25 protein-coding genes are annotated in these 24,901 nt (G+C 69.1%); 16 read left to right on the top strand and 9 right to left on the bottom strand.

Annotation, left to right across the window (positions count from 1 at the left end; translation table 11 throughout):
* Positions 1 to 74: 74 nt before the first annotated feature.
* Positions 75 to 623 carry a MarR family winged helix-turn-helix transcriptional regulator gene (locus AC4D2F_RS13505; protein ID WP_490910997.1) on the bottom strand — a complete coding sequence of 183 codons (549 nt, stop codon included), beginning with the start codon at positions 621 to 623 and terminating at the stop codon, positions 75 to 77.
* 248 nt (positions 624 to 871) lie between these two features.
* Between AC4D2F_RS13505 and AC4D2F_RS13510 the strand changes: the two genes are divergently transcribed.
* From AC4D2F_RS13510 to AC4D2F_RS13525, 4 genes are all read left to right on the top strand, one after another.
* A complete protein-coding gene (locus AC4D2F_RS13510) occupies positions 872 to 3,286 on the top strand; it encodes an FdhF/YdeP family oxidoreductase (RefSeq protein ID WP_490910998.1) in 2,415 nt (804 codons plus the stop codon).
* A 291-nt stretch (positions 3,287 to 3,577) separates the two neighbouring features.
* On the top strand, positions 3,578 to 3,964 hold the full coding sequence (locus AC4D2F_RS13515) for an SHOCT domain-containing protein (protein WP_104168667.1): 387 nt from the start codon (positions 3,578 to 3,580) through the stop codon (positions 3,962 to 3,964).
* Positions 3,965 to 4,021: 57 nt separating this feature from the next.
* Positions 4,022 to 4,483 carry a DUF6325 family protein gene (locus AC4D2F_RS13520; protein ID WP_104168668.1) on the top strand — a complete coding sequence of 154 codons (462 nt, stop codon included), beginning with the start codon at positions 4,022 to 4,024 and terminating at the stop codon, positions 4,481 to 4,483.
* Positions 4,484 to 4,495: 12 nt separating this feature from the next.
* Complete coding sequence (locus AC4D2F_RS13525) at positions 4,496 to 4,813, top strand: SHOCT domain-containing protein (protein ID WP_490910999.1); 318 nt, start codon at positions 4,496 to 4,498, stop codon at positions 4,811 to 4,813.
* 154 nt (positions 4,814 to 4,967) lie between these two features.
* Here the strand turns inward: AC4D2F_RS13525 and AC4D2F_RS13530 are convergent, their stop codons facing one another.
* Positions 4,968 to 5,429 (bottom strand): hypothetical protein, encoded by a 462-nt coding sequence (locus AC4D2F_RS13530; protein WP_490911000.1) that lies wholly within the window; start codon positions 5,427 to 5,429, stop codon positions 4,968 to 4,970.
* A 266-nt stretch (positions 5,430 to 5,695) separates the two neighbouring features.
* Between AC4D2F_RS13530 and AC4D2F_RS13535 the strand changes: the two genes are divergently transcribed.
* Complete coding sequence (locus AC4D2F_RS13535) at positions 5,696 to 6,991, top strand: MFS transporter (RefSeq protein ID WP_490911001.1); 1,296 nt, start codon at positions 5,696 to 5,698, stop codon at positions 6,989 to 6,991.
* Between the two features lie 4 nt (positions 6,992 to 6,995).
* On the opposite strand, the gene AC4D2F_RS13540 is transcribed toward AC4D2F_RS13535, so the two are convergent.
* Positions 6,996 to 7,310 carry a DUF6457 domain-containing protein gene (locus AC4D2F_RS13540; RefSeq protein WP_490911002.1) on the bottom strand — a complete coding sequence of 105 codons (315 nt, stop codon included), beginning with the start codon at positions 7,308 to 7,310 and terminating at the stop codon, positions 6,996 to 6,998.
* A 118-nt stretch (positions 7,311 to 7,428) separates the two neighbouring features.
* Positions 7,429 to 8,547, bottom strand: a complete 1,119-nt coding sequence (locus AC4D2F_RS13545) for an AraC family transcriptional regulator (RefSeq protein ID WP_490911003.1) — start codon at positions 8,545 to 8,547, stop codon at positions 7,429 to 7,431.
* A 69-nt stretch (positions 8,548 to 8,616) separates the two neighbouring features.
* Between AC4D2F_RS13545 and AC4D2F_RS13550 the strand changes: the two genes are divergently transcribed.
* The 4 genes from AC4D2F_RS13550 (at position 8,617) to AC4D2F_RS13565 (ending at position 12,657) form a co-directional block, all read left to right on the top strand.
* Entirely contained in the window at positions 8,617 to 10,137 is a 1,521-nt protein-coding gene (locus AC4D2F_RS13550; RefSeq protein ID WP_490911004.1) for a flavin-containing monooxygenase, read from the top strand.
* Positions 10,134 to 10,985 (top strand): SDR family NAD(P)-dependent oxidoreductase, encoded by an 852-nt coding sequence (locus AC4D2F_RS13555; protein ID WP_490911005.1) that lies wholly within the window; start codon positions 10,134 to 10,136, stop codon positions 10,983 to 10,985. The genes AC4D2F_RS13550 and AC4D2F_RS13555 overlap by 4 nt, the downstream gene beginning before the upstream one ends.
* A complete protein-coding gene (locus AC4D2F_RS13560) occupies positions 10,982 to 11,917 on the top strand; it encodes an alpha/beta fold hydrolase (RefSeq protein WP_490911006.1) in 936 nt (311 codons plus the stop codon). The genes AC4D2F_RS13555 and AC4D2F_RS13560 overlap by 4 nt, the downstream gene beginning before the upstream one ends.
* Before the next feature lie 176 nt (positions 11,918 to 12,093).
* A complete protein-coding gene (locus tag AC4D2F_RS13565; RefSeq protein ID WP_490911007.1) occupies positions 12,094 to 12,657 on the top strand; it encodes a dihydrofolate reductase family protein in 564 nt (187 codons plus the stop codon).
* A 36-nt stretch (positions 12,658 to 12,693) separates the two neighbouring features.
* Here AC4D2F_RS13565 and AC4D2F_RS13570 read toward each other — a convergent pair whose 3' ends face one another.
* Complete coding sequence (locus AC4D2F_RS13570) at positions 12,694 to 13,680, bottom strand: alpha/beta hydrolase (protein ID WP_490911008.1); 987 nt, start codon at positions 13,678 to 13,680, stop codon at positions 12,694 to 12,696.
* 183 nt (positions 13,681 to 13,863) lie between these two features.
* Here AC4D2F_RS13570 and AC4D2F_RS13575 point away from each other — a divergent pair, with 183 nt between their 5' ends.
* Complete coding sequence (locus tag AC4D2F_RS13575) at positions 13,864 to 14,487, top strand: GNAT family N-acetyltransferase (protein WP_490911009.1); 624 nt, start codon at positions 13,864 to 13,866, stop codon at positions 14,485 to 14,487.
* 85 nt (positions 14,488 to 14,572) lie between these two features.
* On the opposite strand, the gene AC4D2F_RS13580 is transcribed toward AC4D2F_RS13575, so the two are convergent.
* The gene (locus AC4D2F_RS13580) at positions 14,573 to 14,893 is read right to left on the bottom strand and encodes a putative quinol monooxygenase (protein ID WP_104168678.1); all 321 of its coding nucleotides are present in this window, start codon (positions 14,891 to 14,893) and stop codon (positions 14,573 to 14,575) included.
* Between the two features lie 210 nt (positions 14,894 to 15,103).
* On the opposite strand from AC4D2F_RS13580, the gene AC4D2F_RS13585 reads away from it, so the two are divergent.
* The gene (locus AC4D2F_RS13585) at positions 15,104 to 15,607 is read left to right on the top strand and encodes a YkvA family protein (protein WP_490911010.1); all 504 of its coding nucleotides are present in this window, start codon (positions 15,104 to 15,106) and stop codon (positions 15,605 to 15,607) included.
* A 44-nt stretch (positions 15,608 to 15,651) separates the two neighbouring features.
* Positions 15,652 to 16,680: an isopenicillin N synthase family dioxygenase gene (locus AC4D2F_RS13590; protein ID WP_490911011.1), complete on the top strand. Its 1,029-nt coding sequence runs from the start codon at positions 15,652 to 15,654 to the stop codon at positions 16,678 to 16,680.
* Between the two features lie 84 nt (positions 16,681 to 16,764).
* Here the strand turns inward: AC4D2F_RS13590 and AC4D2F_RS13595 are convergent, their stop codons facing one another.
* Genes AC4D2F_RS13595 through AC4D2F_RS13605 form a run of 3 tightly spaced genes read right to left on the bottom strand, consistent with a single transcriptional unit; the run spans position 16,765 to position 20,533 of the window.
* Positions 16,765 to 17,631, bottom strand: coding sequence for a phytanoyl-CoA dioxygenase family protein (locus tag AC4D2F_RS13595; protein ID WP_490911012.1), 867 nt, complete (start codon positions 17,629 to 17,631; stop codon positions 16,765 to 16,767).
* The gene (locus tag AC4D2F_RS13600; RefSeq protein ID WP_490911013.1) at positions 17,624 to 19,462 is read right to left on the bottom strand and encodes a glycoside hydrolase family 2 protein; all 1,839 of its coding nucleotides are present in this window, start codon (positions 19,460 to 19,462) and stop codon (positions 17,624 to 17,626) included. The genes AC4D2F_RS13595 and AC4D2F_RS13600 overlap by 8 nt, the downstream gene beginning before the upstream one ends.
* Before the next feature lie 39 nt (positions 19,463 to 19,501).
* Positions 19,502 to 20,533 carry a LacI family DNA-binding transcriptional regulator gene (locus AC4D2F_RS13605; protein ID WP_490911014.1) on the bottom strand — a complete coding sequence of 344 codons (1,032 nt, stop codon included), beginning with the start codon at positions 20,531 to 20,533 and terminating at the stop codon, positions 19,502 to 19,504.
* Positions 20,534 to 20,717: 184 nt separating this feature from the next.
* Here AC4D2F_RS13605 and AC4D2F_RS13610 point away from each other — a divergent pair, with 184 nt between their 5' ends.
* Genes AC4D2F_RS13610 through AC4D2F_RS13625 form a run of 4 tightly spaced genes read left to right on the top strand, consistent with a single transcriptional unit; the run spans position 20,718 to position 24,890 of the window.
* Positions 20,718 to 22,031 (top strand): ABC transporter substrate-binding protein, encoded by a 1,314-nt coding sequence (locus AC4D2F_RS13610; RefSeq protein WP_104168684.1) that lies wholly within the window; start codon positions 20,718 to 20,720, stop codon positions 22,029 to 22,031.
* Positions 22,032 to 22,036: 5 nt separating this feature from the next.
* Positions 22,037 to 23,008, top strand: a complete 972-nt coding sequence (locus AC4D2F_RS13615; protein ID WP_490911015.1) for a carbohydrate ABC transporter permease — start codon at positions 22,037 to 22,039, stop codon at positions 23,006 to 23,008.
* Complete coding sequence (locus tag AC4D2F_RS13620) at positions 23,005 to 23,895, top strand: carbohydrate ABC transporter permease (protein WP_104168686.1); 891 nt, start codon at positions 23,005 to 23,007, stop codon at positions 23,893 to 23,895. The genes AC4D2F_RS13615 and AC4D2F_RS13620 overlap by 4 nt, the downstream gene beginning before the upstream one ends.
* Positions 23,892 to 24,890, top strand: a complete 999-nt coding sequence (locus AC4D2F_RS13625; RefSeq protein WP_490911016.1) for a glycoside hydrolase family 43 protein — start codon at positions 23,892 to 23,894, stop codon at positions 24,888 to 24,890. Before AC4D2F_RS13620 ends, AC4D2F_RS13625 begins: the two co-directional genes overlap by 4 nt.
* Positions 24,891 to 24,901 lie beyond the last annotated feature (11 nt).

A 24,901-nucleotide genomic window follows, 5' to 3' on the forward strand; every position in this document is an offset into this window, starting at 1 on the left:
GTGGTGGTGCGACGTCGGGGCCGATTGCCGCTCGGAGACCCCGCCTGCCTTCGTTCGGGTGGGATGGATGGCCATCAGCGTTCTTCCTTCATGATCTCGGACGCGGGGTCCAGGTGGGAACGGCCGTCGTTGCCCGTGCTGTCGAGTGCTGTGCGTGGTGCTTCAGGAGGTGGTGCGTCGGGCGGTCCGGCCGCCCGCAACGCGAGTGTGAGGTGCCGGACGGAGAGCGACGCCGCTTCGGCCTCGCTCTCCGTCCACCCGGACAGGACCTCCCGCAGGGTCCCTGCCCTGCGCTCGTACGTCTCGGCAAGACACGCGCGACCCTGCGATGAGAGCGAGAGCAGGCACGCCCGACCGTCCAACGGATCCGGGGTGCGGACCACGAAGCCGTACTGCTCGAGGTCGGCGAGCTGCCGGCTGAGGGCGGACGGACCGATGCCGAGCCGGGCAGCCAACGCCGATGCCCGCAACGGCTCACCCTCATCGATGAAGAAGAGGACCCCCGTGTGAGCCGGACCCAGCTCCGAGTACTTCATGCCCGCCGCTGTGACCGCTCGCAGCGCACGCTGCAGGTCGAAGATGTTGTGCACCAGTTCTCCGGCGGTGGACTGTCCTACGGACATCGAGACTCCCGACTCATATACTTCGTTGCTCTAAGTAACGTTACTCCCGTCATTTCGTTAGGTCAACTAACTAAACCGGGCGCCGGCGTCGTTCATCGCACGAATGCGGTCTCCCGAGTCAAACCGCGCCGGCCAGGCGTGGAAGGCTTGCGGCCCCACCCGGTAGCCTGTTAGGCCTGAGGTATCAGGGCGGGTGGACCACCTGTCGAGGAGTGCCCATCCCTGGGCCACGAAGGAGGACGTCCGCGATGACGCGCAGTGAACCCCGTGTGAACGAAGTCGACGAGAAGGACATCGAGGTCTCGAAGGGGCCCAAGGACTGGGCAGCGGGCCTCCCCGGTGTCTACTACTCCATGAAGCCTGCGATCGAGCACATGGGCGTGAAGCGCACCCTCCAGACCGTCCTCAAGATGAACCACAAGGACGGCTTCGACTGCCCGAGCTGCGCCTGGCCCGACCCCGCCAAGCGCAAGACCTTCGAGTTCTGCGAGAACGGCGCCAAGGCGGTGACCTGGGAGGCAGCGCCCGTGGTGATCTCCTCGGACTTCTGGGCCGAGAACTCGATCACCGATCTCCGTGAGCGCTCCGAGTACTGGCTGGGCATGCAGGGACGCCTCGTGGAGCCCGTGTACAAGCCCGCCGGCGAGGACCACTACCGGCCCGTGAGCTGGGACGAGGCCTTCGAGATCGTCGGCAACAAGCTCAAGAGCCTCGACGCCCCGGACGATGCCGCGTTCTACACGAGCGGCCGCACCTCCAACGAGGCCGCGTTCCTGTACCAGCTCTTCGTCCGCGGCTTCGGCACCAACAACCTGCCGGACTGCTCCAACATGTGCCACGAGTCCTCCGGCTGGGCCATGGGCCAGACCATCGGCATCGGCAAGGCGACCGTCACGTTCGACGACTACGCCGACGCGGACCTCATCATCGTGATGGGTCAGAACCCGGGAACGAACCACCCTCGTATGCTCACCGAGCTGGAGGCCTGCAAGGAGACCGGCGGCCAGATCGTCGCCGTGAACCCGTTGCCCGAAGCCGGCCTCAAGCGCTACAAGAACCCCCAGAAGGCCAAGGGTGTCGCGGGCAAGGGCACCGAGATCGCCGACCAGTTCCTCCAGATCCGGCTCGGCGGCGACATGGCCCTCCTGCAGGCCGTCTCCAAGCGCGTGTTCGAGGCCGAGGCGAAGAACCCGGGGACGGTGCTGGACCACGCCTTCCTCGAGGAGCACTGCGAGGGCCTGGACGAGCTGCGCGACTATCTGCTGAAGCTCGACGACGCCACGGTCATCGAGGCCACCGGCCTGCGGATCGAGGAGATCGACGAACTCGCTGCCCGCTACCTCGCTGCCGACAAGGTGATCATCACCTGGGCGATGGGCATCACCCAGCAGAAGAAGGGCGTCGCCACCATCAAGGAGATGATCAACCTCCTGCTGCTCCGCGGCAACATCGGCAAGCCCGGCGCCGGCGCCTCACCCATCCGCGGCCACAGCAACGTCCAGGGCGACCGCACCATGGGGATCTGGGAGCAGATGCCCCAGACCTTCATGGACGCCCTCGGCAAGGAGTTCAACTTCGACCCGCCCCGGGAACACGGCGTCGATGCCGTGGAGTCCATCCGCCGCATGCGGGACGGACAGGTCAAGGTCCTCGTGGCGCTCGGCGGGAACCTCGTCTCGGCGATCTCCGACACGCAGGTGGCGGAGAAGGCCTTCGAGAACACCGACATGACGGTGCAGATCTCCATCAAGCTCAACCGCTCCCACCTCATCACCGGCGAGGAGGCGCTCATCCTCCCCTGCAAGGGACGCACGGAGATCGACCGCCAGGCCACCGGCGAGCAATTCGTCTCCGTCGAGGACACCGTGTGCGCCGTCCACCCCTCCTGGGGCAGCGTCGAACCCGTCTCCGACAACCTGCTCTCCGAACCGGCGATCATCAGCCGACTCGCCCGCGCAACGATCGACGGCAAAATCGACGCGGACTGGGAAGGCTTCGAGAAGGACTACGACCTCATCCGCGAGCACATCGCCAACGTGGTCGAGGGCTGTGAGGACTACAACCAGAAGATCCGCCGGGAGGGCGGCTTCATCATGGCGAACGGGCCGCGCGACTCGCGGACGTTCAACACCCCCACGGGCAAGGCCGTCCTCACCGTCAACGACCTCGAGTACCTCGAGCGCCCCGAGGGCACGCTGATCCTGCAGTCGCTGCGGTCCCACGACCAGTGGAACACCACCATCTACGGTCACAACGATCGCTACCGCGGCATCAAGAAGGGCCGCCACGTGGTGTTCATCAACCCCGAGGACATCGCCGAGCTGGGCCTGGAGGACGGCCAGAACGTGGACGTCCACGGCGTGTACGACGACGGCGTGCAGCGCGTGCTCCGCGCCTTCCGCGTGGTCTCGTACCCGACTGCGCGCGGCTGTGCCGCCGCGTACTACCCGGAGGCGAACGTGCTGGTCCCGCTCGACGAGGTCGCCGAGGGCAGCAACACCCCGAGGTCGAAGCAGATCATCGTCCGCTTCGAGAAGAGCACCCACACGGCGCCGTCGTCGCACGACCACGTCGCGACCGTGCAGGCACACGACGTCGAACCGGACGGCTTCCCGACCAACGGCACGACGCCGGCGAAGAAGGCAGAGGCAGCGAACGCCTGACAGCACCTTCCAGGAGCAGTCAGCGGCCGACAGGAGGGCGCGGCGGATGTCCCGCCGCGCCCTCCTGTCTGTCCGGATCCCGACTGCCATGTCCGGATCCCGACTGCCTGGTCAGCGCTCGGCGAGACCACATGCGCTGTCCACACGACGCCTCCCGGCGAGGCGTCGTGATCGCTCGCGCGGCGGGACCATCGACCCTGTTTGATCCCTCCCGGGCCCCCTAGCCTGATGCCTAGGTGTGGTGTGCACTCCCGCACTCGGCACCCATCGGGCTATACGAGGAGATCTGTCATGGACGTTCTGGAAGGCATCTGGGATTTCGTCTGGTTCTTCTTCTGGACCTTCGCCTTCATCGCGTATCTGATGGTCCTGTTCTCGATCATCGGCGATCTGTTCCGTGACCACGAGCTGGGCGGATTCGCGAAAGCAGTCTGGCTGATCTTCCTCCTGTTCCTCCCGTTCGTCACGGCACTCGTCTACGTGATCGCACGCGGGCAGGGCATGAGTGAGCGGCAGATGAAGGTGATCCAGCAGCAGCAGGAGTACGAGACCGAGCGCATCCGCTCGATCGCCGGTGTCAGCTCCGCCGACGAGATCAGCAAGGCCGCGTCCCTGTACCAGAGCGGAGCGATCACGGCGGAGGAATACGAGTCGCTGAAGGAGAAGGCCCTCCACTAGCGGCATCCCGCACGACCGGCACCCCCTGTTACATACCGATCCCCAGGAGGAACTGCAGTGACCACGACACCCACGTCAGCAGTCGACGACGAGACTCTCGTCGCCCCGATCGATTTCGTCCTGCTCGAGTTCTCACCCGAGCGACTGACCGGCGAGGCCGCCCCCGCGCTCATGGACCTCGTGGAGCGAGGGGTGATCCGCCTCTTCGACCTCCAGATCGTCCGCAAGGCGGAGGACGGGAGCGTCGACGTCATCGAGCTCACCGACCCTATCTCCGAGAGCGGCGGGTTCTCCTCCTTCACCGGGGCATCCTCCGGGATCCTCGGAGTCGAGGACATCGTCCAGGCGACCGCTGCCATGAGTCCCGGCACGGTGGCGGCGCTCATCGTCTACGAGAACACGTGGGCCGCGCGGTTCGTGGCCGCGGTCCGCGCGAGTGGTGGCGAACTGATCGCCAGCGCACGCATTCCCGCCACAGACATCATCGAGGCGCTCGACGCGCTCGACGAGACCAACTGAGGAGATCACGCCATGCCAGGTCTACTGCGCGGGGTAGCCCGCACCGCCGTCGTCGCCGGCACCGCCACCGCCGTGAGCGGGCGGGTGCAGCGCCGACAGGCCGCCAAGTTCGCCGACCGCGACGCGCACACCGCCGCCGACCGCAGCCGGGCCTACGAACAGGACATGGCCGCGCAGGAACCGGAGTACGCGGACGCCGCCGAACCACCCGCCGCGCCGGAGCCCGCCAAGGACATGATCACCCAGCTCCGGGAACTCGCCGCCCTGAAGGAGGACGGGATCCTCACCGAGGAGGAGTTCGCGGCACAGAAGGCCAGGCTCCTCGCGTGATCGCCCGGCGGGCTTGATGACCCGGCGGCGGCTGACGGTCGCCCTTCTGTCCACTCAACGGCTGTGGCCTGCCTTCGCCGCCGTCCGCCCTCGTTCGGCAGACTCGTGTGCGCTGCTCCTCGGGTGATACATGTCGGCGCTCTGTCCGCGACTCTCAGTGGATGATCACTTTGAGCCCGATCATCGCCAGACCGAACAGGGCTGTCGTCACAGCGCCGAGGATGCGTACCGGCACCGGAGCCCGGCGCTTCGCGAAAGCGAGATAACCGAGCACCGCAAGGGCGGCAACCTCTGCCCACAGCGCGAACCACATGGCATTCTGGTCGTCGATGACGCGGGTCGCCCCCAGCAGAAGGATGGCAGCCGGGATCGCCGCTCCGATGACCAGACCCGAGGACCGCCGCACCGATGCCCGGAATGCCGTGTTCAGTTCCACGCGGTCGTGGCGACCGACGTTCAGGTGTGCGAGCGTCCCGGCATAGATATGGGCAGCGAAGAACACCACCACCGTTCCCGCCACGGTCCAGAAGACCGCCCAGCTGCTCTCGCCGTGCCTGCCGGCGGTGACGATGATCCCGGCAACCAGGATCAGGGCGTAGATGGCCTCCTCGGACACGAATCCCGCGTCCATCGCTCGGACTCGTCCAGTCGGTTCTGCCTCAGTCATGGCCACAGGATACGCTGCGACGATTTCCACAGGGATCCGGACCTGTCGACGGCGCGACCCGATGCACCGGCGATATCTGCGGCCGACATCGACCCGAACGGATCGGGACGCGACCTCCGGATGGGTGGCCGGCATCGCGTCTGGTGATCGAGCTCGCGCACGGCGACTGCGCGGATAGACTGCTGCGGTCGTGACCACAGGGAGGAGTGGACGTCGTGGAGAAGCAGCCGGATACACAGCGGACCCAGCAGACCCAGCAGCCGATCGGGCAGCAGGATCAGCAGCGCCGCGTCCTCCGTGTCCTCGTGTCCGCCCAGGTGCTGGGCGGACTCGGCGCCGGGGCCACGCTGTCCCTCGGTGCGCTGCTCGCGGCGGAGACCTCCGGGTCGAGCGCGTGGTCCGGGATGGCTGCCACCATGGCCACCCTGGGTGCTGCTGCTGCGGCCGTCCCGCTCGCCTCGCTCGCCCAGCGCCGTGGCCGCCGGGTATCCCTGGCCACAGGCGCCGTCGTGTCCGGTGTCGGCGCGGTGCTGGCGATCCTCGCGGCGTCGCTCTCCGCGTTCCCCCTGCTGCTCCTCGCGCTGGTGCTCCTGGGCGTGGGATCCGCGACGGGACTGCAGGCCCGCTTCGCCGCCACCGACCTCGCCACCGAGGCGACGCGCGGTCGGAGCCTCGCCATCGTCGTCTGGTCGACCACCATCGGGGCGGTGCTGGGGCCGAATCTCTTCGAACCCGGTGCGGCCGTCGCACTGGTGCTCGGCATCCCGCCGCTCAGCGGTGGCTTCGTCTTCTCGGCTGCAGCGCAGATCGGCGCCGCCGCCGTCTATGGGTTGGGACTCCGGCCCGATCCGCTCCTGACAGCACTCGCCCGGCAGGCGGAGGCCCGCCCCGCCGACAGCGCGCCCCCGGAGCGCCGCCGGGGCCTGCGCATCCTGGCCGACAATCCCACGGCCCGCTTCGCCGTGGTGACGATCGCGGTGAGTCACGGCGCCATGGTCTCGCTCATGTCCATGACCCCGGTGCACCTGCACGACCACGGTGCGGGGCTGTCCATCGTGGGGCTGACCATCAGCCTGCACGTAGCGGGCATGTACGCGCTGTCGCCCGTGTTCGGCTGGATCGCGGACCGCTTCGGGAAGACGGAGGGCATCCTGTGCGGGCAGGCGCTCCTGCTCATGGCCCTCGTCACGGCATGGCGGGGGTCGGAATCCGAGGCGTGGGTGACCACGAGCCTGGTGCTGCTCGGCCTCGGATGGTCGGCGTGCGTGGTCTCGGCGTCAGCGCTCCTCACCGGTGCGGTGGGAGCGGCGGAACGGGCACCCGTCCAGGGCTCGTCGGACCTCGTGATGAATCTTGCGGGTGCCCTCGGCGGAGCCCTCGCGGGCCCCGCCCTCGTACTGCTCGGTTACGCGGGCCTCGGCCTCGCGGCCGCGGTGGTCGTCGCCGTCGTCGTGGCCTGGACGCTTACCCGTCTCCCGTCGACACGACGCGGCCTCCCCGCGGACGCGTGAGGCGTCACTGGGCCGAGCCGGTCCAGCCCTTCTGCTCGTTCGTCTGCTCGTCCTTCTCGATGACGGTCAGCACGGTCTTCACGGCCTTCTCGATGGCAGCGTCCGTCTCCGCCCGTCCGTCGGTGGTGACGGTGCCTGCAGCGTAGCCGACCATGAAGGCGCTGATCGCGCCGGCGTCCGCCGTGAGCAGGTGGGAGGTCCGGTTGGCGAGCTCCACGATCCGTGCGTGGTCCAGTTCGAGGTCGAGGACCTGCAGGGCCTGGCCGAGCGTCCGGCTCCAGTCGTTCAGGGTGCGCTCTGCGTCGTCGGGCGTTGCCATGGTGTCTCCTCGGGTCGGGGCGGTCGTGGCTGCCTGAGATGGGCTGCGCCTATCAAGCTGTACCACCGGTACCGCCGTCGTTCAACGACGACACCTCGATCGTCGACTTTCCTTGACTTCACCCGCCTCCGGGGATGCGCCCCACGGACCGAGCGGACGGGGTCGGCTCTCCTCGGAGATCATGACGCCCGGTCCCCGACTCCTCCCTGCCGATGGAGGTACGCTCCGGCTCCACCCCACTGCCGGAGCGCACCGCCCGCGGCGTCGTCCCGTACCACCGGCGGACGCACCGCGTGAGGGCGGACTGTTCGGACAGCCCCACGAGGGCCGCGACCTGCTGCAGCGGCAGGTCCGTCCGGGTGAGCAGCCGCAGGGCCGCATCACGGCGGGCGTCGTCGAGCAGGGACTCGAAGGACGTGCCCTCCGCGGCGAGCCTCCGCTGGAGGGTCCGGGCATGCAGGCCGAGGAGCCTCGCGGCGGAGTCGATGCGCGGTGGCGACGTGCCCAGCATGCGGTCGATGGTGTTCCGGACCTGCGGGGCGACCACACGCCCCGGCTCGGAGAAGTGGCTGTGCAGGTAGTCGAGGGCGATCTCCCGCAGCGTGCCGTCCACCCCGGCGAGCGGGCGGTCGAGCAGGCTCCGGGGCACGCGCAGGAGGGAGGCGGGCTGGCCGAACCTCACCTCGGCCCCGAAGAAGTCCGCGTACCGGGCGGCGGGCGCCTTCGGCAGGTGCGAGAGGTGGACCGAGTGCAGGCCGTACGGCCCGTCCACCAGGAACCGGATCATGCGGTGCGAGAAGGCGAGGATCGCGTCGATGGCCTGCCGCGGTGGATCACCCTCGGAGGATCCGTAGCAGAGGCCCACGTCGCCGGGACGACCCTCGGGGTCAGCGACGATGGTGAACCGGAGCACCGGGCTGTGGAGGAACAGGAACTGGGAGGCGCACTCCAGGGCCGCGCCCACCGTCGGCGAGTTCTGGATCGCGACCGCGAGGGGGCCGAGGATACCGATGTCCTGGTACTCCGAGATGCGCAGGCCGAGGTCCGGACAGGGCAGAGTGCGGGCAGCCCCCTCGAGGAGCTTCGCCATGGCGATGTCGGAGACGAGGACGTCGTCGCTGTCGATCGCCTCCAGCGGCACGCGGTACTGGGCGGCGAGCGCCGCGGGATCGCCCCCGAACTGCTCGACGACGTCGCGGAAGCCGCGCATGCCGGCGGAGCGGATGACGGAACCCATGTCGTCCAAGGGTAAATAGCTGTCGCACGAAGTCAAGCCCCGCCTTGACGGTCACGGAATAATGATCGGATGGACACTTCCCCCGAACACCTCGATGTCGTGATCGTCGGAGCTGGCCTCTCCGGCATCGGCGCTGCCTACCGCATCTCCACAGAACTGCCGCGCAAGAGCTTCACCGTCCTCGAGGCGCGCGATGCGATCGGCGGTACGTGGGACCTCTTCCGCTACCCGGGCGTCCGGTCCGACAGCGACATGTTCACCCTCAGCTACCCGTTCCGTCCGTGGACCGAGGCCGAGGCGATCGCCGACGGCTCGTCCATCCTGAAGTACATCCGCGACACCGCGGAGGACCCCCGCATCCGCGAACGCATCCGCTTCTCCACCAGGCTGATCAGCGCCGCCTGGTCCTCGGCGGACGCCCGGTGGACCCTCGATCTGGACGTCACGGACGATGACGGCGGCGGGTCCGTCACCGTGGAGCGCAGGCAGCTCACCTGCGGATTCCTCTACCTGTGCAGCGGCTACTACGACTACGACCGCGGGTACGAGCCGACCTTCCCCGGCCTCGAGTCCTTCAAGGGCGAGGTCGTCCGGCCCCAGTTCTGGCCGGAGGACCTCGACTACACCGGAAAGCGCGTCGTCGTGATCGGCAGCGGCGCCACCGCCGTCACCCTGCTGCCGGCCATGGCGAAGGACGCCGCGCACGTGACGATGCTGCAGCGCTCCCCCACCTACATCGCCGCCCTGCCGACCCGCGACAAGTTCTCCGACGCCGTACGCCGCCACCTGCCCGCCGGCCTCGCGCACCGAGTGGCACGCGCCAAGAACGTGGTGTACATGCAGGCGTTCTACCAGCTGTGCCGCCGCCGGCCGGAGATCGCCAAGAAGTTCCTCCGTAAGCAGACCGCACGGATCCTCGGCAATGAGCGGATGGTGGAGGAGCATTTCACTCCGGCCTACGACCCGTGGGACCAGCGCCTGTGCGTGGCGCCCAGCGCGGACCTGTTCAAGGCGATGAAGCAGGGCTCTGCGTCCGTGGTCACGGACACCATCGACACGTTCACGCCGCACGGCATCCGCCTGGCGTCCGGACAGGAACTCGAGGCCGACGTCGTCGTCACCGCCACCGGGCTCTCGATGCTGCCACTGGGAGGCGCGACCTTCACCGTCGACGACGCCCCGGTGAACCTCGGCGACTCCTGGGTGTACCGGGGACTGATGGTCAGCGGCATCCCGAACCTCGCGGTGTGTTTCGGCTACACGAATGCCTCGTGGACGCTGCGGGCGGACCTCAGCTCCCGTTATGTCTGCCGTCTCATCCGGTACATGGACCGCAACGGCCACCGCTCGGCAGCGCCCGCCGTCGACGGACCGATGAAGCCGCGGCCCGTCCTGGACCTGACCTCCGGGTACGTGCAGCGCGCCGTCTCGGTGTTCCCCAAGCAGGGCGACCGGCAGCCGTGGACCGTGCGGCAGAACTACCTGCTCGACGCCCCCACCGCACTGCACGGCAACCTCGCGAAGAACATGGTCTTCGACGCGCCCGCACCGCCCGCACCTGTCCCCGACCTCCAGGAGATCCACGCGTGAGCATCCAACCCTTCCAGTTCGCCGGGTCCACCGCCGTCGTCACCGGCGCGGCCGCGGGCATGGGTGAGCACCTCGCCCGCGGCCTCGCCGAGCGCGGCAGCGCCCTGCTGCTCGTGGACCGCGACACGGCCCGGCTCGACGCCGTCGCCGCGTCGATCCGCGCCACCCATCCGGGCAGCAGCGTCACGACCTTCACCGCCGACCTCGCGGACCGCGACGCCGTCGAGCGCCTCGCGACAGATCTGCTCGCCGCGACCGACCGCGTGGACCTGCTCGTCAACAACGCCGGCGTGGCCCTGGCGGGCCGCTTCGACCAGATCAGCATGGACGACTTCGACTGGGTCATGGCCATCAACTTCACCGCCCCGGTGCTGCTCACGCACCGGCTGCTCCCGCGGATCGCGCCCGGCGGGCACATCCTGAACGTCTCGAGCCTGTTCGGCCTCGTGGGACCGAAGGGCCAGACCGCCTACTCCGCCAGCAAGTTCGCGCTCCGCGGCTTCACGGAAGCGCTCCGCAACGAGCTGCTCCCCCGCGGGATCGGCACCACCACCGTGCACCCCGGCGGCATCCGGACGAACATCGCCCTCAACGCGCGCATCGGCGGGGACCTCAGCGACCGCGACGTGAAGCACGCGAAGGAGGACTTCGACAAGCTCCTCACCTTCCCCGCGGACCGCGCCGCCGAGCTCATGCTCGAGGCGGTCACGGCCCGCAAGGCACGCCTGTTGATCGGGCTCAGCGCGAAACTGCCCGACGTCGTCGCCCGGGTGGCACCCATGTCCTTCGGCACCCTCGAGCGCCGCGCCACGAGCCTCGCCCGCCTCGCGGCCAAGGTGCGCCGATGAGCACCGTCCGGCCCGGCGTCGGACCGGCGACCGGGACCTCCACAGCAGAGACCTCCACAGCAGAGACTCCCACAGCAGCGGGCGACGGCGGCTATCTGCGGGTGGACCGCGTCCGAGTCCGCTATCGCGACGCGGGCGCACTGGACAGGCCTCCCGTCCTGCTGCTCCACGGGATCGGCCGCAGCCTCGAGGACTGGGAGGGGCTCTACGGGCGCCTCGCCCCGGACCACCGGGTGATCAGCGTGGACCTGCCCGGCTTCGGCCTGTCCGAGCGAACGGCGGGCCGGTACTCGATGGAGTCGATCGCCCGCTTCGTGATCGCGGCGCTCGACGTCCTCGGGGAACACCGGCCGCTGCACGTGGTGGGCAATTCGCTGGGCGGTGCGATCGCCATGAAGATCAGCGCCCTCGAGCCGCAGCGGGTGCGGAGCCTGGTGCTCGTGAACAGTGCCGGGTTCGGCCAGGAGGTGACGATCGCGCTGCGCCTGCTCGCCGTCCGCCCCCTCGGCCGGCGCCTCATGAAGGACAAGTCCCGCAAGGCCGCCTACCGGACGGAGCGCGCCCTGTTCTACGACAAGCGGTTCGTCACGGAGGAGCGGCTCGACCATGCGCAGGAGGTGGGCCGGAACCCCGTGTACGACGACGTGCTGCTCGCCGTCGCCCGGCACCTCGGCACCGTCCGCGGCGTCCGCCGTCGCTGGCGGACGGAGCTCCTCCGCACGGTCGCCGCACAGCACAAGCCCACCCTCGTGGTGTGGGGCGACGAGGACCGCATCCTGCCGGCGTCGCATCTCGAGCACGCCCGGACCGTGTTCCCGCACGCCGAGGTCCACCTGTTCGAGAAGTGCGGGCACATGCCCCAGATCGAGCGGGAGGACGAGTTCGACGCCCTCGTCCGGCAGTTCGTGAACGGGGTCGAGGCGCAGGGCTAGCTGGCCCGACGAACCGCCGGAGGACTGCACGCTCCGTCGGATCTGCCCACCCGGCGCCCTCGCTCGGTGAACATGGTCGAACACCCCCACTCTGCGGACCCGGCCGTCGGGACGAACGGCCCGGCGCCCGGCATGGGCGCCCTTCCCGCGACGTGGACCGCGTGGTGGAATGGCGCATGACGCGCGTCATCTTCTACACCGCCACCACCCTCAACGGCTTCATCGCGGACGAGCACAACTCGCTGGAGTGGCTCTTCGCCGTCGAACCCCCGCCCCCGGAGGAGTACGAGCGCTTCTTCGACAACGTGGGCGTGCTGGTGGAAGGCTCGACGACGTACGAATGGGTGCTGGCCTTCGAGCGGCTGCTGGAGGAGCCTGCCAAGTGGGGTCCGCTCTACGGCGACCGGCCCACCTTCGTCTTCACCACCAGGGAACTGCCTGTCCCGGAGGGCGCGGACGTACGCCTGGTGTCAGGAGACGTCCGGCCGGTGTTCGGGCAGTTGAGCGACGCGGCAGGACCGCGGGACATCTGGGTGGTCGGCGGGGGCGACCTCGCGGGCCAGTTCCTCGCGGCGGGCCTGCTCGACGAGATCCGGATCGCCGTCGCCCCCGTCGCGCTGGCAGGAGGAGCGCCGCTCCTGCCCCTCCGCGTCGAATCGGACCGGCTGACGCTGCGGTCCGTCGAGCAGCAGGGGCAGTTCGCCGTCCTGACCTACGACGTCGCGGCCGGGGACCGCTAGGCCGCCGTCGCTCAGCGGCGATTGCGCCACGCTGCGTCAGCCCTGGTCGGCACCCGGGACGTAGGTCTGCTGCCAGCGCCCGAGTTCCTCGAAGAACTGCGCACGGGCCGGCTCCGGCGAGAGCGCGAGGTCGTGGATGCCGCCCGCGATGCGCACGAGGGTGACGAGACGGCCGAGCTTCGGGGCCCGACCGGCGATGTGCGCGACGTCGAGCACGACGTCGGTCGACGAGATGCGCGCGGGCTCCTTCACGGGATTCGAGGTGGCGTCCGAGCACGCGACGAACACCGGGCAGTCGATCGCGAGCCCACGGTTCAGTTCCGCGTGCCCGCGGCGGATAGCGCGCAGCCAGCCGGCGACGACGGGGAAGCCGCCGTGAGGCTTCCACGCGAGGTCGTACTCCCACTCCCCTCCCGACTCCCGGTGCAGGTACCGGCCGTAGGCGGAGCCGAGCTTCCCGACGACGGCACGCGGCCTGAGCGTCCCGAGGCGGTGCACGGCCGCGGTGCCGAGGGTCCGCTGGAACAGGCTCGCGTTGAGGTCGAACCAGGGGCTGTTGAGGACGAGGCCGTCCACGATCCCCTGTCCGTGACGGCGGTGCGTCCACAGGGACGTGACCAGGCCGCCCGTCGAATGGCCCATGACCACGAGGACGTCGTGCCCCTCCTCCTCGCGGATGATGCGTGAGGCCTCATCGAGTTCCTCGTCGTACGCGTCCAGCGACGTGATGTAGTTCGGCGTCTGGTGCTCCCGGAGGGACCGCCCGTACTTCCGGAGGTCCAGCGCGTAGAAGTCGAAGCCGGCGGCCAGCCAGGCGTCGGCGAGGTGGGTCTGGAAGAAGTAGTCCACGAAGCCGTGCACATAGAGGACCGCCCGGCGCGAGCCGGCGGGGAGCGTCCGGCGCACGAGCGTCGCGACGACGTCGCCCTCCTCGTCGGGGCGCAGGGACAGCGTCCGTACTTCGTAGCCCGCCCCCAGGATGTCCTCGCGGTAGGCGTCCTGCTGTTCTGTCTCGGTTCTCATCATGATCCTCGTCGATCTGTTCCTGCCGGACGGGCTCCGGTGCGGCACGGGCGACCTGCCGGGCACCGTTCACCGGGCGGGACCGCCGTCACCAGTGTGTCACCCGTCACCTCTACACCGCCGCCACCGCACCACCGCGGCCTCCGGTCCACGCCCCGTTGCCGTTCGGAATACATTGGCATCATGAGCATCGACAGGACCGTGGACAGGACCGTGGACAGGACCGTGGACGGGGCGCGCGACGCCGGCACGGGCACGACCATCGAGATCACGACGGCGACAGCGGCCGACGCAGCACAGCTCGCCGCCGTCGCAGCCGTCACCTTCCCCCTGGCCTGCCCGGCCGACTCCCTCCCCGAGGACATCGAGCGGCACATCGCGACCCAGCTCTCCGCGGAGCGCTTCGCCGCGTACATCGACTCCCCCCGGCACACCATCCTCTGCCTCCGCGAGGGTCATCGCATCGGCGGCTGGAGCATGGTGGTGCTGGACCAGCCCACGGATCGGGACGTCCTCGCGGCGCTCTCGATCTCGCCCACCGTGGAACTCAGCAAGTTCTACGTCCACCCCGACCACCACGGTGCCGGTGCGGCCGCGGCCCTGATGCAGCGGACGCTGGAGCTCGCCGCCGGGTCGGGACTGCCGGGAGTGTGGCTCGGCGTGAACCAGGAGAACGCCCGGGCCCTCCGCTTCTACACCAAGCACGGGTTCCGGCGCGTGGGGACCAAGCGCTTCCGGCTCGGCGAGCGCTTCGAGGACGACTTCATCATGGAACAGGCGCTCCCCGACGGGGCGGGGAACGCCTGACGGGCGACCGGTCCGCGCCGGATGGCCGCCCGGACCGTGCGGGGCGTCCATCGGGCGTTCGCCCGATGGATGCCCCGGCGAAGCGCTAGCCGACGGTGAGTTCACCCATCTGGCCCCAGCCCTCGGCGCCGATCCGCTCGCTGATGATCTCCGGCGTCTTCACGAGGGCCTGCGGCATGTCCTGCATCGCCCGGGAGAAGTGGTCGCTGTTCACGTGCGCCTCCGCGGCGTCGTCCTGGAACGCCTCGACGAGCACGAACTGGTGGGGGTCCTCGACGCTGCGGGACCAGTCGAACCAGAGGTTGCCCGGCTCCTGGCGCGTCGCCTCCGTGAAGTCCCGCGTCAGGTCGATCCAACGGTCACTCCACTCGGGCTTCACGGTGAATTTGACGACGATGAAGATCATGGGATGGTGCCTTCCTGGTGGATGCTCGGTACCTCTCCAACCTATAAGGTCCTCCCGCGGGCCGCATGCGGGCCTGCCCCCTGTGCAGGGGGAGTTGTCGGACCGCGGAACTCGGGTGCAGCTCCCGCCCCCTGACGAGGGGCCGCTCCGACCTCAGGGGCGTTACCGTCGGACCCTGTCCACCGGGGCAGGACGAGCGGGAGGAGAGCCGTGAACTGGGAGCCGGTCCTGGAGCTCGCCGTCGCGATCCTGGCAGCCTATGCGTTCCTCCTCGCCTGCCTCGCCGTCTACGCGCAGCGGCATCCGGAGGTCATCTCGCTGCGGGACGCGCTGCGCCTGGGCCCGGACCTCCTGGGGCTGATCCGACGCCTCGCAGCGGACCGTTCGGTCCCGGTGCGGGCGCGCGTCCTGCTCGGCCTCCTCGCGGCCTACCTCGTGGTGCCGATCGACCTCGTGCCGGACTTCCTGCCCGTGATCGGTTATGCGGACGACGTCGTCGTGATCGCCATCACCCTGCGGGCGGTGGTGCGGGCCGCAGGTCCGGAGGCGTTGACCCGCCACTGGACGGGGTCCGACGCCGGTCTGCGCGTCGTCCGCGCACTGGCGGGAGTGAAGGGTCCGGGAGCCGGTGGTGCAACCGGCCGGGCGGACGGGACCGACGACGACGGGGCGGACGACGACGGGGCCGGCGGGGCCGGCCGCAACACGGCGTAACGCAAAGGCAGGGACGTTTTTTGAACGGGCGTAGTCTCCTGCGCATGCAGCAGTCCACGGGATCGATCCCCACCCTTGACCTCAGCACCGCCCGTTCCGCCGATGGATCCTTCACCCCCGGCTTCATCGAGGAACTGCGCGACGCCGCCCACACCGTCGGCTTCTTCCACATCATCAACTACGGCGCCACTCCCACGCAGGCGGACGATCTCTTCGACGTCACCCGCCGCTTCTTCGAGCTTCCGCTGGAGGAGCGCCTCCGGATCCACAACCGGTCGTCGCCCCACTTCCGCGGCTACGCCGGCCTCGGCACCGAGATCACGCGCGGCCGCCCCGACGCCCGCGAGCAGATCGACTTCTCCCCCGAGCGGGAGCCCCTGGCCGACTACCCCGCCGACGAGCCGTACTGGCTCCTGCAGGGCCCGAACCTCTGGCCCAGCACCGCACTGCCCGAACTCGAGGAACAGGCGATGGCCTGGGCGGCATTGATGTCGCGCGTCGGCGCCGAACTCCTCTCGGCGATCGCCGTCGCCCTCCACCTCCCGGAGGACTACTTCGCCGAACCCTTCGAGGGCACCCCGGCCTGGATGGCCAAGCTCGTGCACTACGTGGGCGGCGTCGTCGAGGGAGCCGGCTCGCAGGGCGTGGGCGCCCACGCCGACTACGGGTTCGTGACCCTCCTGCTGCAGGACCAGGTGGGCGGCCTCGAGGTCCTCCCCCACGGCGCCGACGAGTGGGTCCCGGTCACGCCGATCCCGGGGGCGCTCGTGGTGAACCTCGGCGAGATGCTCGAGGTGGCCACCGAGGGCTACCTCGCGGCGACCATCCACCGCGTCACCGCACCCGCGCCGGGTGTGGACCGCTACGCCGTCCCGTTCTTCTGGTCCCCGCGCCTCGACGCCGTGATCGACCCGGTCCCCCTGACCGAGGACCTGCGGTCCGCCGCCCGCGGCATCTCGGACGACCCCGAGAACCCTATGCTGTCCTCCTACGGCTCCAACGTGCTGAAGGGCCGGGTGCGGGCGCATCCCGATGTCACCGAACTCCACCACCCGGAGCTCGCACGGAAGTAGCCCTCCGACCCGGCACGAACGACGGCGACGGCACCCACCCGGGTGCCGCCGCCGTCGTCGTCCATGGAACGTGAGGGAGAGCGCTCAGGCCTCGCCCATCATGAGGCCCTCGATGGAGTGCTTCTGCGTGATCGGCACCAGGGTGTCCACCACCGGGCAGACCACATGGCGGCGGACCCGCTCGGGCAGGGCCTCGTAGAAGGGCTTCGTCACCGCCATGGCGTGGTGTTCGGCGTTGCCCGCGCCGGGGGCGTCCACCCCGAGCACGAGGACCGGCCGGGACTTCTGCGACTCGTTCTTCGTGCCGCGGTGGATCGTCAATGCGGAGCGGGCGGAGATGTCACCCATCTTCGGGAACTTGCGCTCGGCGAGACCCTCGTACCGCGCATATGCCGACTTCGGCGGGAACATCTCGTGGTCGAAGCCCTCGGGCAGGTCCCACTGCGTGCCGGGAGCGACCTCGAAGGGACCCATGTCCTCCTCGGTGTCGACGGCGGTCAGGTTGAACGCCAGCGACGTCAGCCGCCCGGTCTCCCGCGTCTCGGCCGGCATCGGGAAGTCGCGGTGCCAGGGCTGGTTCACGGCGCCGGGTCCGGGGACGTCGAAGCCGAGTTCCACGATCTCGTAGTCCGGACCGAGGACGGACTCGCACACCATGCGCACCCAAGGGTGGTCCACGAGATCGACCCAGCCCCGCATCTGCTCGGGGTGGATCTCGACGTAGTGCCGCTTCGGCCCCCGCCCCACGGCGCCGTCCGGCCGCGCGAGTGCCTCGGCGAGGGCTGCGTCGATGTCCTCGCGCATCTCCGCCGCCCACTCGCGGGTGAACGCGCCCGACTGGGCGATCACGCCCCGCGTGTACAGGCCTTCGACCGCGGCCGCCGCCTCGGGCGACGCTCCGTCGGGGATCCGGGACTCGACCGGTCCGGGGTTGACAGTGGAATCAAGCATGCTCAGGCCTCCAGGCGTTGCCCATCACGATCTTGCGGATCTCTGCCACGGGAAGCTTCGGCTTCCGGTTCTCGTCCGTGAGGCCGTTCGCCTCCTGCAGGGTGTCGGTCAGCTGGGTGTAGCAGAACCCGGACAGGAACGGGCTGTCCTCGAGGGCCGAGATCAGCGCCTGAAGACGCCGCGCGAAGTCCTCGCCGGACTCGGCGGTGGAGTAGCCCCACGTGTCGATCGGGCTGTTCGGCGCGTAGAGGATTCCCCCGAACTCGGACACCATGACAGGCTCGGTCCGCGGCAGGCCCGGCAGGACGCTCAACCGGCGTCCGGCCGGCCCCACGCCGTCGACGAGCGACTGGAAGGTCGGCAGGTCCCGGTAGCTTGCGTGGAGGTCGTCGTACGTCGTCGCGTAGTCGTGGACGGTGAAGATGTCCGACTCCACGTGCTCCCAGCCGTCGTTGGAGATGACCGGCCGGGACGCGTCGAGGGCCTTCGTCAGGTGGTACATGGCCTGGGCGAAGTGCTTCTGCCGCGGGTCATGGGAGATCTGCTGCACGCCCCAGCTCTCGTTGAGAGGCACCCAGGTCACGATGCACGGGTGGGACCGGTCCCGCTGCACCACGCTCACCCATTCCCGGGCCACGCGCTCCATCGCCGTCGGCGAGAATTCGAACGTGCTGCCCATCTCCCCCCACACCAGCAGGCCGAGGCGGTCAGCCCAGTAGAGGAACCGGGGGTCCTCCACCTTCTCGTGCAGGCGGGCGGCATTGAAGCCGAGGTCTTTGATGAGCTGGACCTCCTCGCGCAGCGCACCGGCGTCCGGCGCGGCGAGGAGCGACTCCGGCCAGTAGCCCTGCTCGAGCACCGACCGCACGTAGAAGGGGCGGTCGTTGAGGAGGAAGTGGCGTCCGGCGGTCCCGACGCTGCGGAGACCGAAGTAGGACCACACCTCGTCCACCGGTGAGCCGTCGGCGTCGAGCAGGGTGACGGTCGCGTCGATGAGGCGGGGATGGTCCGGGGACCACAGCAGCGACTCGTAGGCCTGGCCATTGGCCTGGTGCGGGATCACGCAGTCCATCACGACACGGGACTGGGTGGCCGACGTCGAGTAGGTGCCCAGCGGCCGGCCCTCGAAGCTGAGGTCGACACGCACCGTGAGGGCGCCGATGCGCTGCGGCGAGATGTCGAGCTCGAGCCGGGCGGAGCCGTTCGGGACGTCAGGCTCCCAGGTCGCCGCCTCGATGAACGACGCCGGGACGGACTCCAACCAGACCGGCTGCCAGATGCCCGTGGTGCGGTGGTACCAGATGACGTGCGGATCCTCGAGCCAGTCCTGCTTGCCGCGGGGCTGCGCGACGTCGTGCGGGTCGTCCTCGGCCCGGACGACGAGGACGAGGTCCTCGCCCGTCCTGGCATGGCTCGTCACCTCGAAGGAGAAGGGGCTCTGGCCGCCCTCGTGGGAGCCGACGACCTGCCCGTTGATCCAGACCGTCGCCCGGTAGTCGACGGCGCCGAAGTGGAGGAGCAGGCGGTCACCCTCGCCCGCGCGGCCGCTCTCGTCGATGTCCGCCTGCGTGATCGTGCGGCGGTACCAGACCACCGGGTGGAACCCGGTCTCGTGCACGCCCGACATCGCGGACTCCGGGGGGTACGGGACGGTGATGGTGAGGGGGAACGGCGTGCCGGCGGAGAACCAGGAGTCCGCCTCGCCCGCGTCCTCGTCGTCGTGGCTGAAGTCCCACTGGCCACCGAGATCCGTCCATCGGCGGCGGAGGAGCTGGGGCCGCGGGTAGGTGCCGTCCTGGGTACTGGCTGTCAACGCTTCTGGAGTCCGCATGCGGATATCTTGTCCCATATTTGCAGCGCTGTAAAGATCCTAGTGGGGCTGGAGGGCCGGGGCTCCGAGGGGTGCGCTCTCCCGGATCGTCAGCGCATGGGAGACGATGCGGTGCCGTCCCACACCGTGGTACCCGTCGATCCGCTCGCGGAGCAGTGCGAGAGCGGTGGACGCGAGCTCCCGCTTGTCCGGCGCGACCGAGGTCAGCGACGGACTCGCCCACCGGCCGAGCTCGGTGTCGTCCCACCCGACGACGGCGACGTCGCGCGGCACCTGCACGCCCGCCTGCCGCAGCGCGAACAGCGCGCCCGTCGCGAACCTGTCGTCGCGGCAGATGAGGCCGTCGAAGGCGAGGCCGGAGGCGACGGCGTCGCGTACCGCCCGGGCACTCTCCTCCGGCGTGAAGTCGGACACCGACAGCACCAGCCCGGGATCCAGGGGAATCTTCGCGTCGACGAGGCCCTGCTGGTACCCGAGGAGCCGCTGGTCCGTGGATCCCGTGGCGTCGCCCGCGACGACGCCGAGGAACGCGATGCGGCGCCGGCCCTCGCCCACGAGGTGCTGCACGCCCTCCTGCGCCGCCACGACGTTGTCGATCATCACGTGATCGGCCGTGACGGCCATGACCGATTCCCCGAGGAGCACCACGGGGACATCGCGCTGCAACCGGGCGACCTCCATGGACTGCATCCGCACGGGATGGAAGATGACGCCGTCCACGAGCCCCGTCTCCCGGTCGTTCAGCACGGCCCGTTCCGCCGCGGGGTTGCTCAGCGTCTGCTCCACGATGACCCGGTAGCCGACGCGGCTCGCCTCCTCGGCGATGTACCGCGAGAGTTCCGAGAAGTACGGGTGGTCGATCTCCGGGATCGCGAGGGCGATCATGCCGGTCTTGCCCGTGGCCAGACGCCGGGCCGTCAGGTTCGGCTTGTAGCCCAGCTCGTCGATCGCCTGCTGCACCTTCCGGCGCATGTCCGGCGTGACGTGCGGATAGTCGTGGACGACGTTCGACACCGTCTTCATCGACACACCGGCCGCTTCGGCCACATCCGCAAGTCGGACTCTCTTCATCTACGTCTCCTCGGGTCGACCCCAGTCTAGATCGGCGCGCCGAGGGCGCCACGCCGGGACGGCATTCTCCGGGACAAACTGCCGGACAAATTGCTGGACACCAATTTTACAGCGCTGTAAGCTCGGTCACACGCCGAGCCACTCACCTGGAAGTGCGCAACGTTTTCAACGAGGAGGACACATCATGACCCATCCGAAGCGATCCCTGCGCGGACGACTTCAGGCTGCAACAGCCCTCAGCGCCGTCGCGCTGCTCGGCCTGACCGCGTGCGGCGGCTCGGGCAGCGAGCAGGCCGCCAGCGAATTCACCGGCGAGTACGACGGCCCCGCCGTCGAGCTCTCCTACTGGAACGGCTTCACCGGCGGTGACGGCCCGTTCATGGAGAAGATGGTCGAGGAGTTCAACGCCGAGCACGAGAACATCAAGGTCGTCTCGAACACCATGCAGTGGGCGGACTTCTACCAGCGCCTCCCGGCGGCCGTCACGGCCGGCGAGGGCCCGGACGTCGGGGTCATGCACCTGGACCAGCTGTCCACGATGGCCGCGCGCAACGTCATCGTGCCGGTCGACGATCTCGCGGACACCCTGGAACTGACGGGCGACGACTTCACCCAGGAGGTCTGGGACGCCGGCGTCTACCAGGACGAGCGGTTCGGTATCCCCCTGGATGTCCACTCCCTGGCCATGTACTACAACACGGAGCACTTCGAGAAGGCCGGCATCACCGAGGCACCCACCGACGCGGCGTCCTTCGAGGACGCCCTGAAGAAGCTCCAGGCGGCCGGTTACGACACGCCGTTCTGGATGCCGGCGCTCTGGCCCAGCCACCTGATGAACCTCTCCCTCCAGTGGCAGAACGGCAACGAGCCGTACGACGGCGAGGCGTCCCAGGCCAATTTCGCGTCGTCCGAGGGCCTCGAGGCCATCGAGTGGCAGCGGGGCATCGTCGACGACGGGTACAGCCCCTCCAACGTCGCGATCGACTCGCAGTACGTCGCGTTCAAGAACGGCGAGAACTCGATCACCTGGGACGGCATCTGGCAGTTCAACGACCTCGAGGCCTCGGGCATGTCCTACGCCGCGGCGCCCATCCCCACGATCTTCGACGAGAAGGCGGTATGGGCCAGCTCGCACAACTTCTTCCTGCCCCGCCAGGCGCAGCCCGATCCTGACAAGGCGGACGCCGCCAAGGTGTTCATCGCCTGGATGAGCGAGAACTCGGCCGAGTGGGCCGGCTCCGGCATGATCCCCGCCCGTGAATCGGTCCGCGCCGAGGGTGCCCTCGACGGCATGCCGCAGGAGGCCATCGCCGAGGACGTCGACTCCATGCGGTTCCTCCCGGCGGTCCCCGGTATCGGTCAGGTCCAGACGGAGACCCTCGAGGTCGGCGTCAACAAGGCCGTCCTCGGTGAGGAATCACCCGAGGACGCCATGACCGAGGCGGCGGACAACGCTTCGACGCTCATGGAAGAGAACAAAGCGTCGTTCGGAGAGTAAGAACCATGACCACGCTGAAGCAAGAAGGGGGTGCCCCTTCGCGGAAGGGGGCACCCCGCCCGTCGGGGACCTCGTCGTCCCGCGAGATCCGCAAGCAGGCCGCAGCCACGCCGTGGCTGTTCCTGGCCCCGTATCTCGTCCTGTTCATCGCGTTCGTCCTGGTGCCCATCATCTTCGGTGCCTGGATCAGTCTGCACACCTGGGACTACACGCGGCCGCTCAAGCCGTTCGTGGGTCTCGGGAACTACGCCGAGCTGTTCAGGCCCGGTACCGGACCGTTCAACAACTTCTGGGGGGCGATGCAGGCCACAGGCATCTTCACCCTGTTCAGCGTGCCGCTCCTGCTCGTCATCCCGCTCGCCGTGGCCATCCTCATGGCGAAGAAGTTCCCCGGCCGCAACTTCTTCCGCGCGGTCTATTTCGCGCCGTACGTCCTGGGTGTCGCAGTCATCGGCGTCATGTGGCGCTACCTGCTCGACAACAACATCGGACTGGTCAACTACTACATGGGCCTGCTCGGCCTGCCGAGCGACGTCGCCTGGACCACCTCGACCCCGGCCGCATGGGTGGCCCTCGTCGGCGTGACCGTGTGGTGGACCCTCGGGTTCAACGCCGTCATCTACCTCGCCGGCCTGCAGGACATCCCCGCGGAGCTGTATGAGGCGGCCCGGATGGACGGCGCCACTCCCTGGCAGCAGTTCATCAATGTCACCCTCCCCGGCCTCCGCCCGGTGCTGTCGTTCGTGACCCTCGTGACGCTGATCGCGTCCGTGAACATGTTCGGCCAGTCCTACCTCATGACGCAGGGCGGACCGGGCAGGGAGACCCGCACGGCGATCTACCAGATCGCCGACACAGGCCTCCGCAACTTCCAGATGGGCAGCGCGGCCGCCATGAGCTACGTGCTGACCCTCTTCCTCATGGCCCTGAGCCTCGTGGTCTTCTGGCTGTTCCGCGAACGGAAGGATGTCCGATGAGCTCGACCGTCGAGACCCGCACCCCTCGTACCGACGAGCAGTCGGTGAAGCAGGCGCGAAAGCTCCAGCCCCGCACCCTCGCCAAGATCGTCCTCCTCACGCTGGTGGCACTGGTCTTCATCAGCCCGGTGATCTTCATGATCGTCACCTCGTTCAAGACGCGTCCCGACGCGACGTCCATCCCGCCGTCGTGGATCCCCAACCCGTTCTCCCTCGAGGCGTACCGGACGCTCCTCGCGCCGGGGTCCAACACCCCGGTGCTGCGGTGGTTCTTCAACAGCATGGTGGCCGCGATCCTCCACTCGGCGCTCGTCGTCGTGACGGCCTCCCTGGCCGCCTATCCGCTGGCCCGGATGAACTTCCGCGGCAAGAAGATCGTCTTCGCGGTCATCGTGGCGACGCTGCTGGTCCCCCCGGTGATCCTCGTGATCCCGAACTACCTGCTCGTCAGCGACCTCGGCTGGTTGAACTCGCTCGTCGCGATCATCGTGCCGACGGCGGCTTCCGCTTTCGGCGTGTTCTTCATGCGGCAGTTCTTCATCTCCCTGCCGGAGGATCTGGAGGAGGCCGCGCGGATCGACGGTGCCAACCGCGTCCAGATGTTCACGCGCATCATCCTGCCGCTCGCGAAGCCTGCCATGGCCACGCTGGCGTTGCTGGCGTTCCTCGGCAACTGGAACGACTTCCTGTGGCCGGTCTACGTGCTGTTCACCCCCGAGGTGCAGACCCTGCCACCTGGCCTGTCCACGCTGCAGTCGGCCAACGCGGTGCGTTACGACCTGCTGATGGCGGGAGCCGTGATCGCGAGCGTTCCGGTGCTCGCGCTGTTCGTCTTCCTCCAGCGCTTCATCATCGAAGGCGTGTCCCGGTCCGGGGTGAAGGGTTGAGGCGTCCGTTCCCCGGCCGCCTGCTCTCCCTCATGGCGGTCGCCGCGCTTGCCGCGGCGACCGCCGGGTGCGCTCCCTCGGAGACGTCGGAGGCCGCACCCGCGCCTGCGCCCGAGGAGCAGAACCCCACGCGGGTGCTGGACGAGGAGTTCGCGGACCCTGACATCCTCCAGGTCGGCGCCACCTACTACGCCTACGCGACCGAGGGGAACCGCAAGAACGTACAGGTGGCGACCTCCGAGGATCTCCTCGAGTGGGAGCAGCTCGACGAGGATGCACTGCCGGAGCTCCCCTCCTGGATCATCCCGGGCAAGACCTGGGCCCCGGAGGTGACCGAGGTGGCGGAGGGGCAGTTCGTCCTCTACTTCACCGGCACCAATTTCCAGCCGACGCTGCAGTGCATCGGCGTCGCCACGGCCACTGATCCCGCGGGACCGTTCACGGTCGTCGGGGACTCGATGCTGGTCTGTCCCGAGGACGAGGGCGGGGCCATCGACGCCAGCACCGTCGTAACGGACGACGGTCTGAACCTGGTCTGGAAGAACGACGGCAACTGCTGCGACAAGGACACCTGGATCCAGACGGCGCCGCTCTCGGCGGACGGGCTGGCACTCACCGGTCCGCCGCAGAAGCTCATCAAGCAGGACCTCGCGTGGGAGGGCGACCTCGTCGAGGCACCGACCGTCGTGCAGCGGGACGGCGGGTACGTGCTGCTCTACTCCAGCAACAACTACGGGGGCCGGTCCTACACCGTGGGCCGGGCCTCCGCTCCGGCGCTGGAGGGGCCCTGGGAGAAGTCCCCGGAACCCTTCCTCTCCTCGGACTCCTTCGGCGGCGACCGCTACATCGGGCCGGGCGGCCAGGACCTGGCCACCGCTCCCGACGGCCAGGTGTACCTCCTGTTCCACAGCTGGGACGCCGCAGTGACCTACCGGTCGATGCACGCGGAACCGGTGGAGTGGGACGGTGCCGAGCTGTCCCTGACGGACGGCTGAACACCGCCCCG

The organism is Arthrobacter sp. TJ-263 (assembly GCF_058269155.1).

Excerpts from the sequence above, each read along its gene's own strand:
- AC4D2F_RS13580 (WP_104168678.1), bottom strand. The coding sequence starts at position 14,893 with ATGATCTTCATCGTCGTCAAATTCACCGTGAAGCCCGAGTGGAGTGAC.
- AC4D2F_RS13615 (WP_490911015.1), top strand. The coding sequence starts at position 22,037 with ATGACCACGCTGAAGCAAGAAGGGGGTGCCCCTTCGCGGAAGGGGGCA.
- AC4D2F_RS13510 (WP_490910998.1), top strand. The coding sequence starts at position 872 with ATGACGCGCAGTGAACCCCGTGTGAACGAAGTCGACGAGAAGGACATC.
- AC4D2F_RS13550 (WP_490911004.1), top strand. The coding sequence starts at position 8,617 with ATGGACACTTCCCCCGAACACCTCGATGTCGTGATCGTCGGAGCTGGC.
- AC4D2F_RS13560 (WP_490911006.1), top strand. The coding sequence starts at position 10,982 with ATGAGCACCGTCCGGCCCGGCGTCGGACCGGCGACCGGGACCTCCACA.
- AC4D2F_RS13545 (WP_490911003.1), bottom strand. The coding sequence starts at position 8,547 with ATGGGTTCCGTCATCCGCTCCGCCGGCATGCGCGGCTTCCGCGACGTC.
- AC4D2F_RS13570 (WP_490911008.1), bottom strand. The coding sequence starts at position 13,680 with ATGAGAACCGAGACAGAACAGCAGGACGCCTACCGCGAGGACATCCTG.
- AC4D2F_RS13605 (WP_490911014.1), bottom strand. The coding sequence starts at position 20,533 with ATGAAGAGAGTCCGACTTGCGGATGTGGCCGAAGCGGCCGGTGTGTCG.
- AC4D2F_RS13590 (WP_490911011.1), top strand. The coding sequence starts at position 15,652 with ATGCAGCAGTCCACGGGATCGATCCCCACCCTTGACCTCAGCACCGCC.
- AC4D2F_RS13515 (WP_104168667.1), top strand. The coding sequence starts at position 3,578 with ATGGACGTTCTGGAAGGCATCTGGGATTTCGTCTGGTTCTTCTTCTGG.
- AC4D2F_RS13620 (WP_104168686.1), top strand. The coding sequence starts at position 23,005 with ATGAGCTCGACCGTCGAGACCCGCACCCCTCGTACCGACGAGCAGTCG.
- AC4D2F_RS13610 (WP_104168684.1), top strand. The coding sequence starts at position 20,718 with ATGACCCATCCGAAGCGATCCCTGCGCGGACGACTTCAGGCTGCAACA.
- AC4D2F_RS13600 (WP_490911013.1), bottom strand. The coding sequence starts at position 19,462 with ATGCGGACTCCAGAAGCGTTGACAGCCAGTACCCAGGACGGCACCTAC.
- AC4D2F_RS13525 (WP_490910999.1), top strand. The coding sequence starts at position 4,496 with ATGCCAGGTCTACTGCGCGGGGTAGCCCGCACCGCCGTCGTCGCCGGC.
- AC4D2F_RS13540 (WP_490911002.1), bottom strand. The coding sequence starts at position 7,310 with ATGGCAACGCCCGACGACGCAGAGCGCACCCTGAACGACTGGAGCCGG.
- AC4D2F_RS13565 (WP_490911007.1), top strand. The coding sequence starts at position 12,094 with ATGACGCGCGTCATCTTCTACACCGCCACCACCCTCAACGGCTTCATC.
- AC4D2F_RS13595 (WP_490911012.1), bottom strand. The coding sequence starts at position 17,631 with ATGCTTGATTCCACTGTCAACCCCGGACCGGTCGAGTCCCGGATCCCC.
- AC4D2F_RS13575 (WP_490911009.1), top strand. The coding sequence starts at position 13,864 with ATGAGCATCGACAGGACCGTGGACAGGACCGTGGACAGGACCGTGGAC.
- AC4D2F_RS13505 (WP_490910997.1), bottom strand. The coding sequence starts at position 623 with ATGTCCGTAGGACAGTCCACCGCCGGAGAACTGGTGCACAACATCTTC.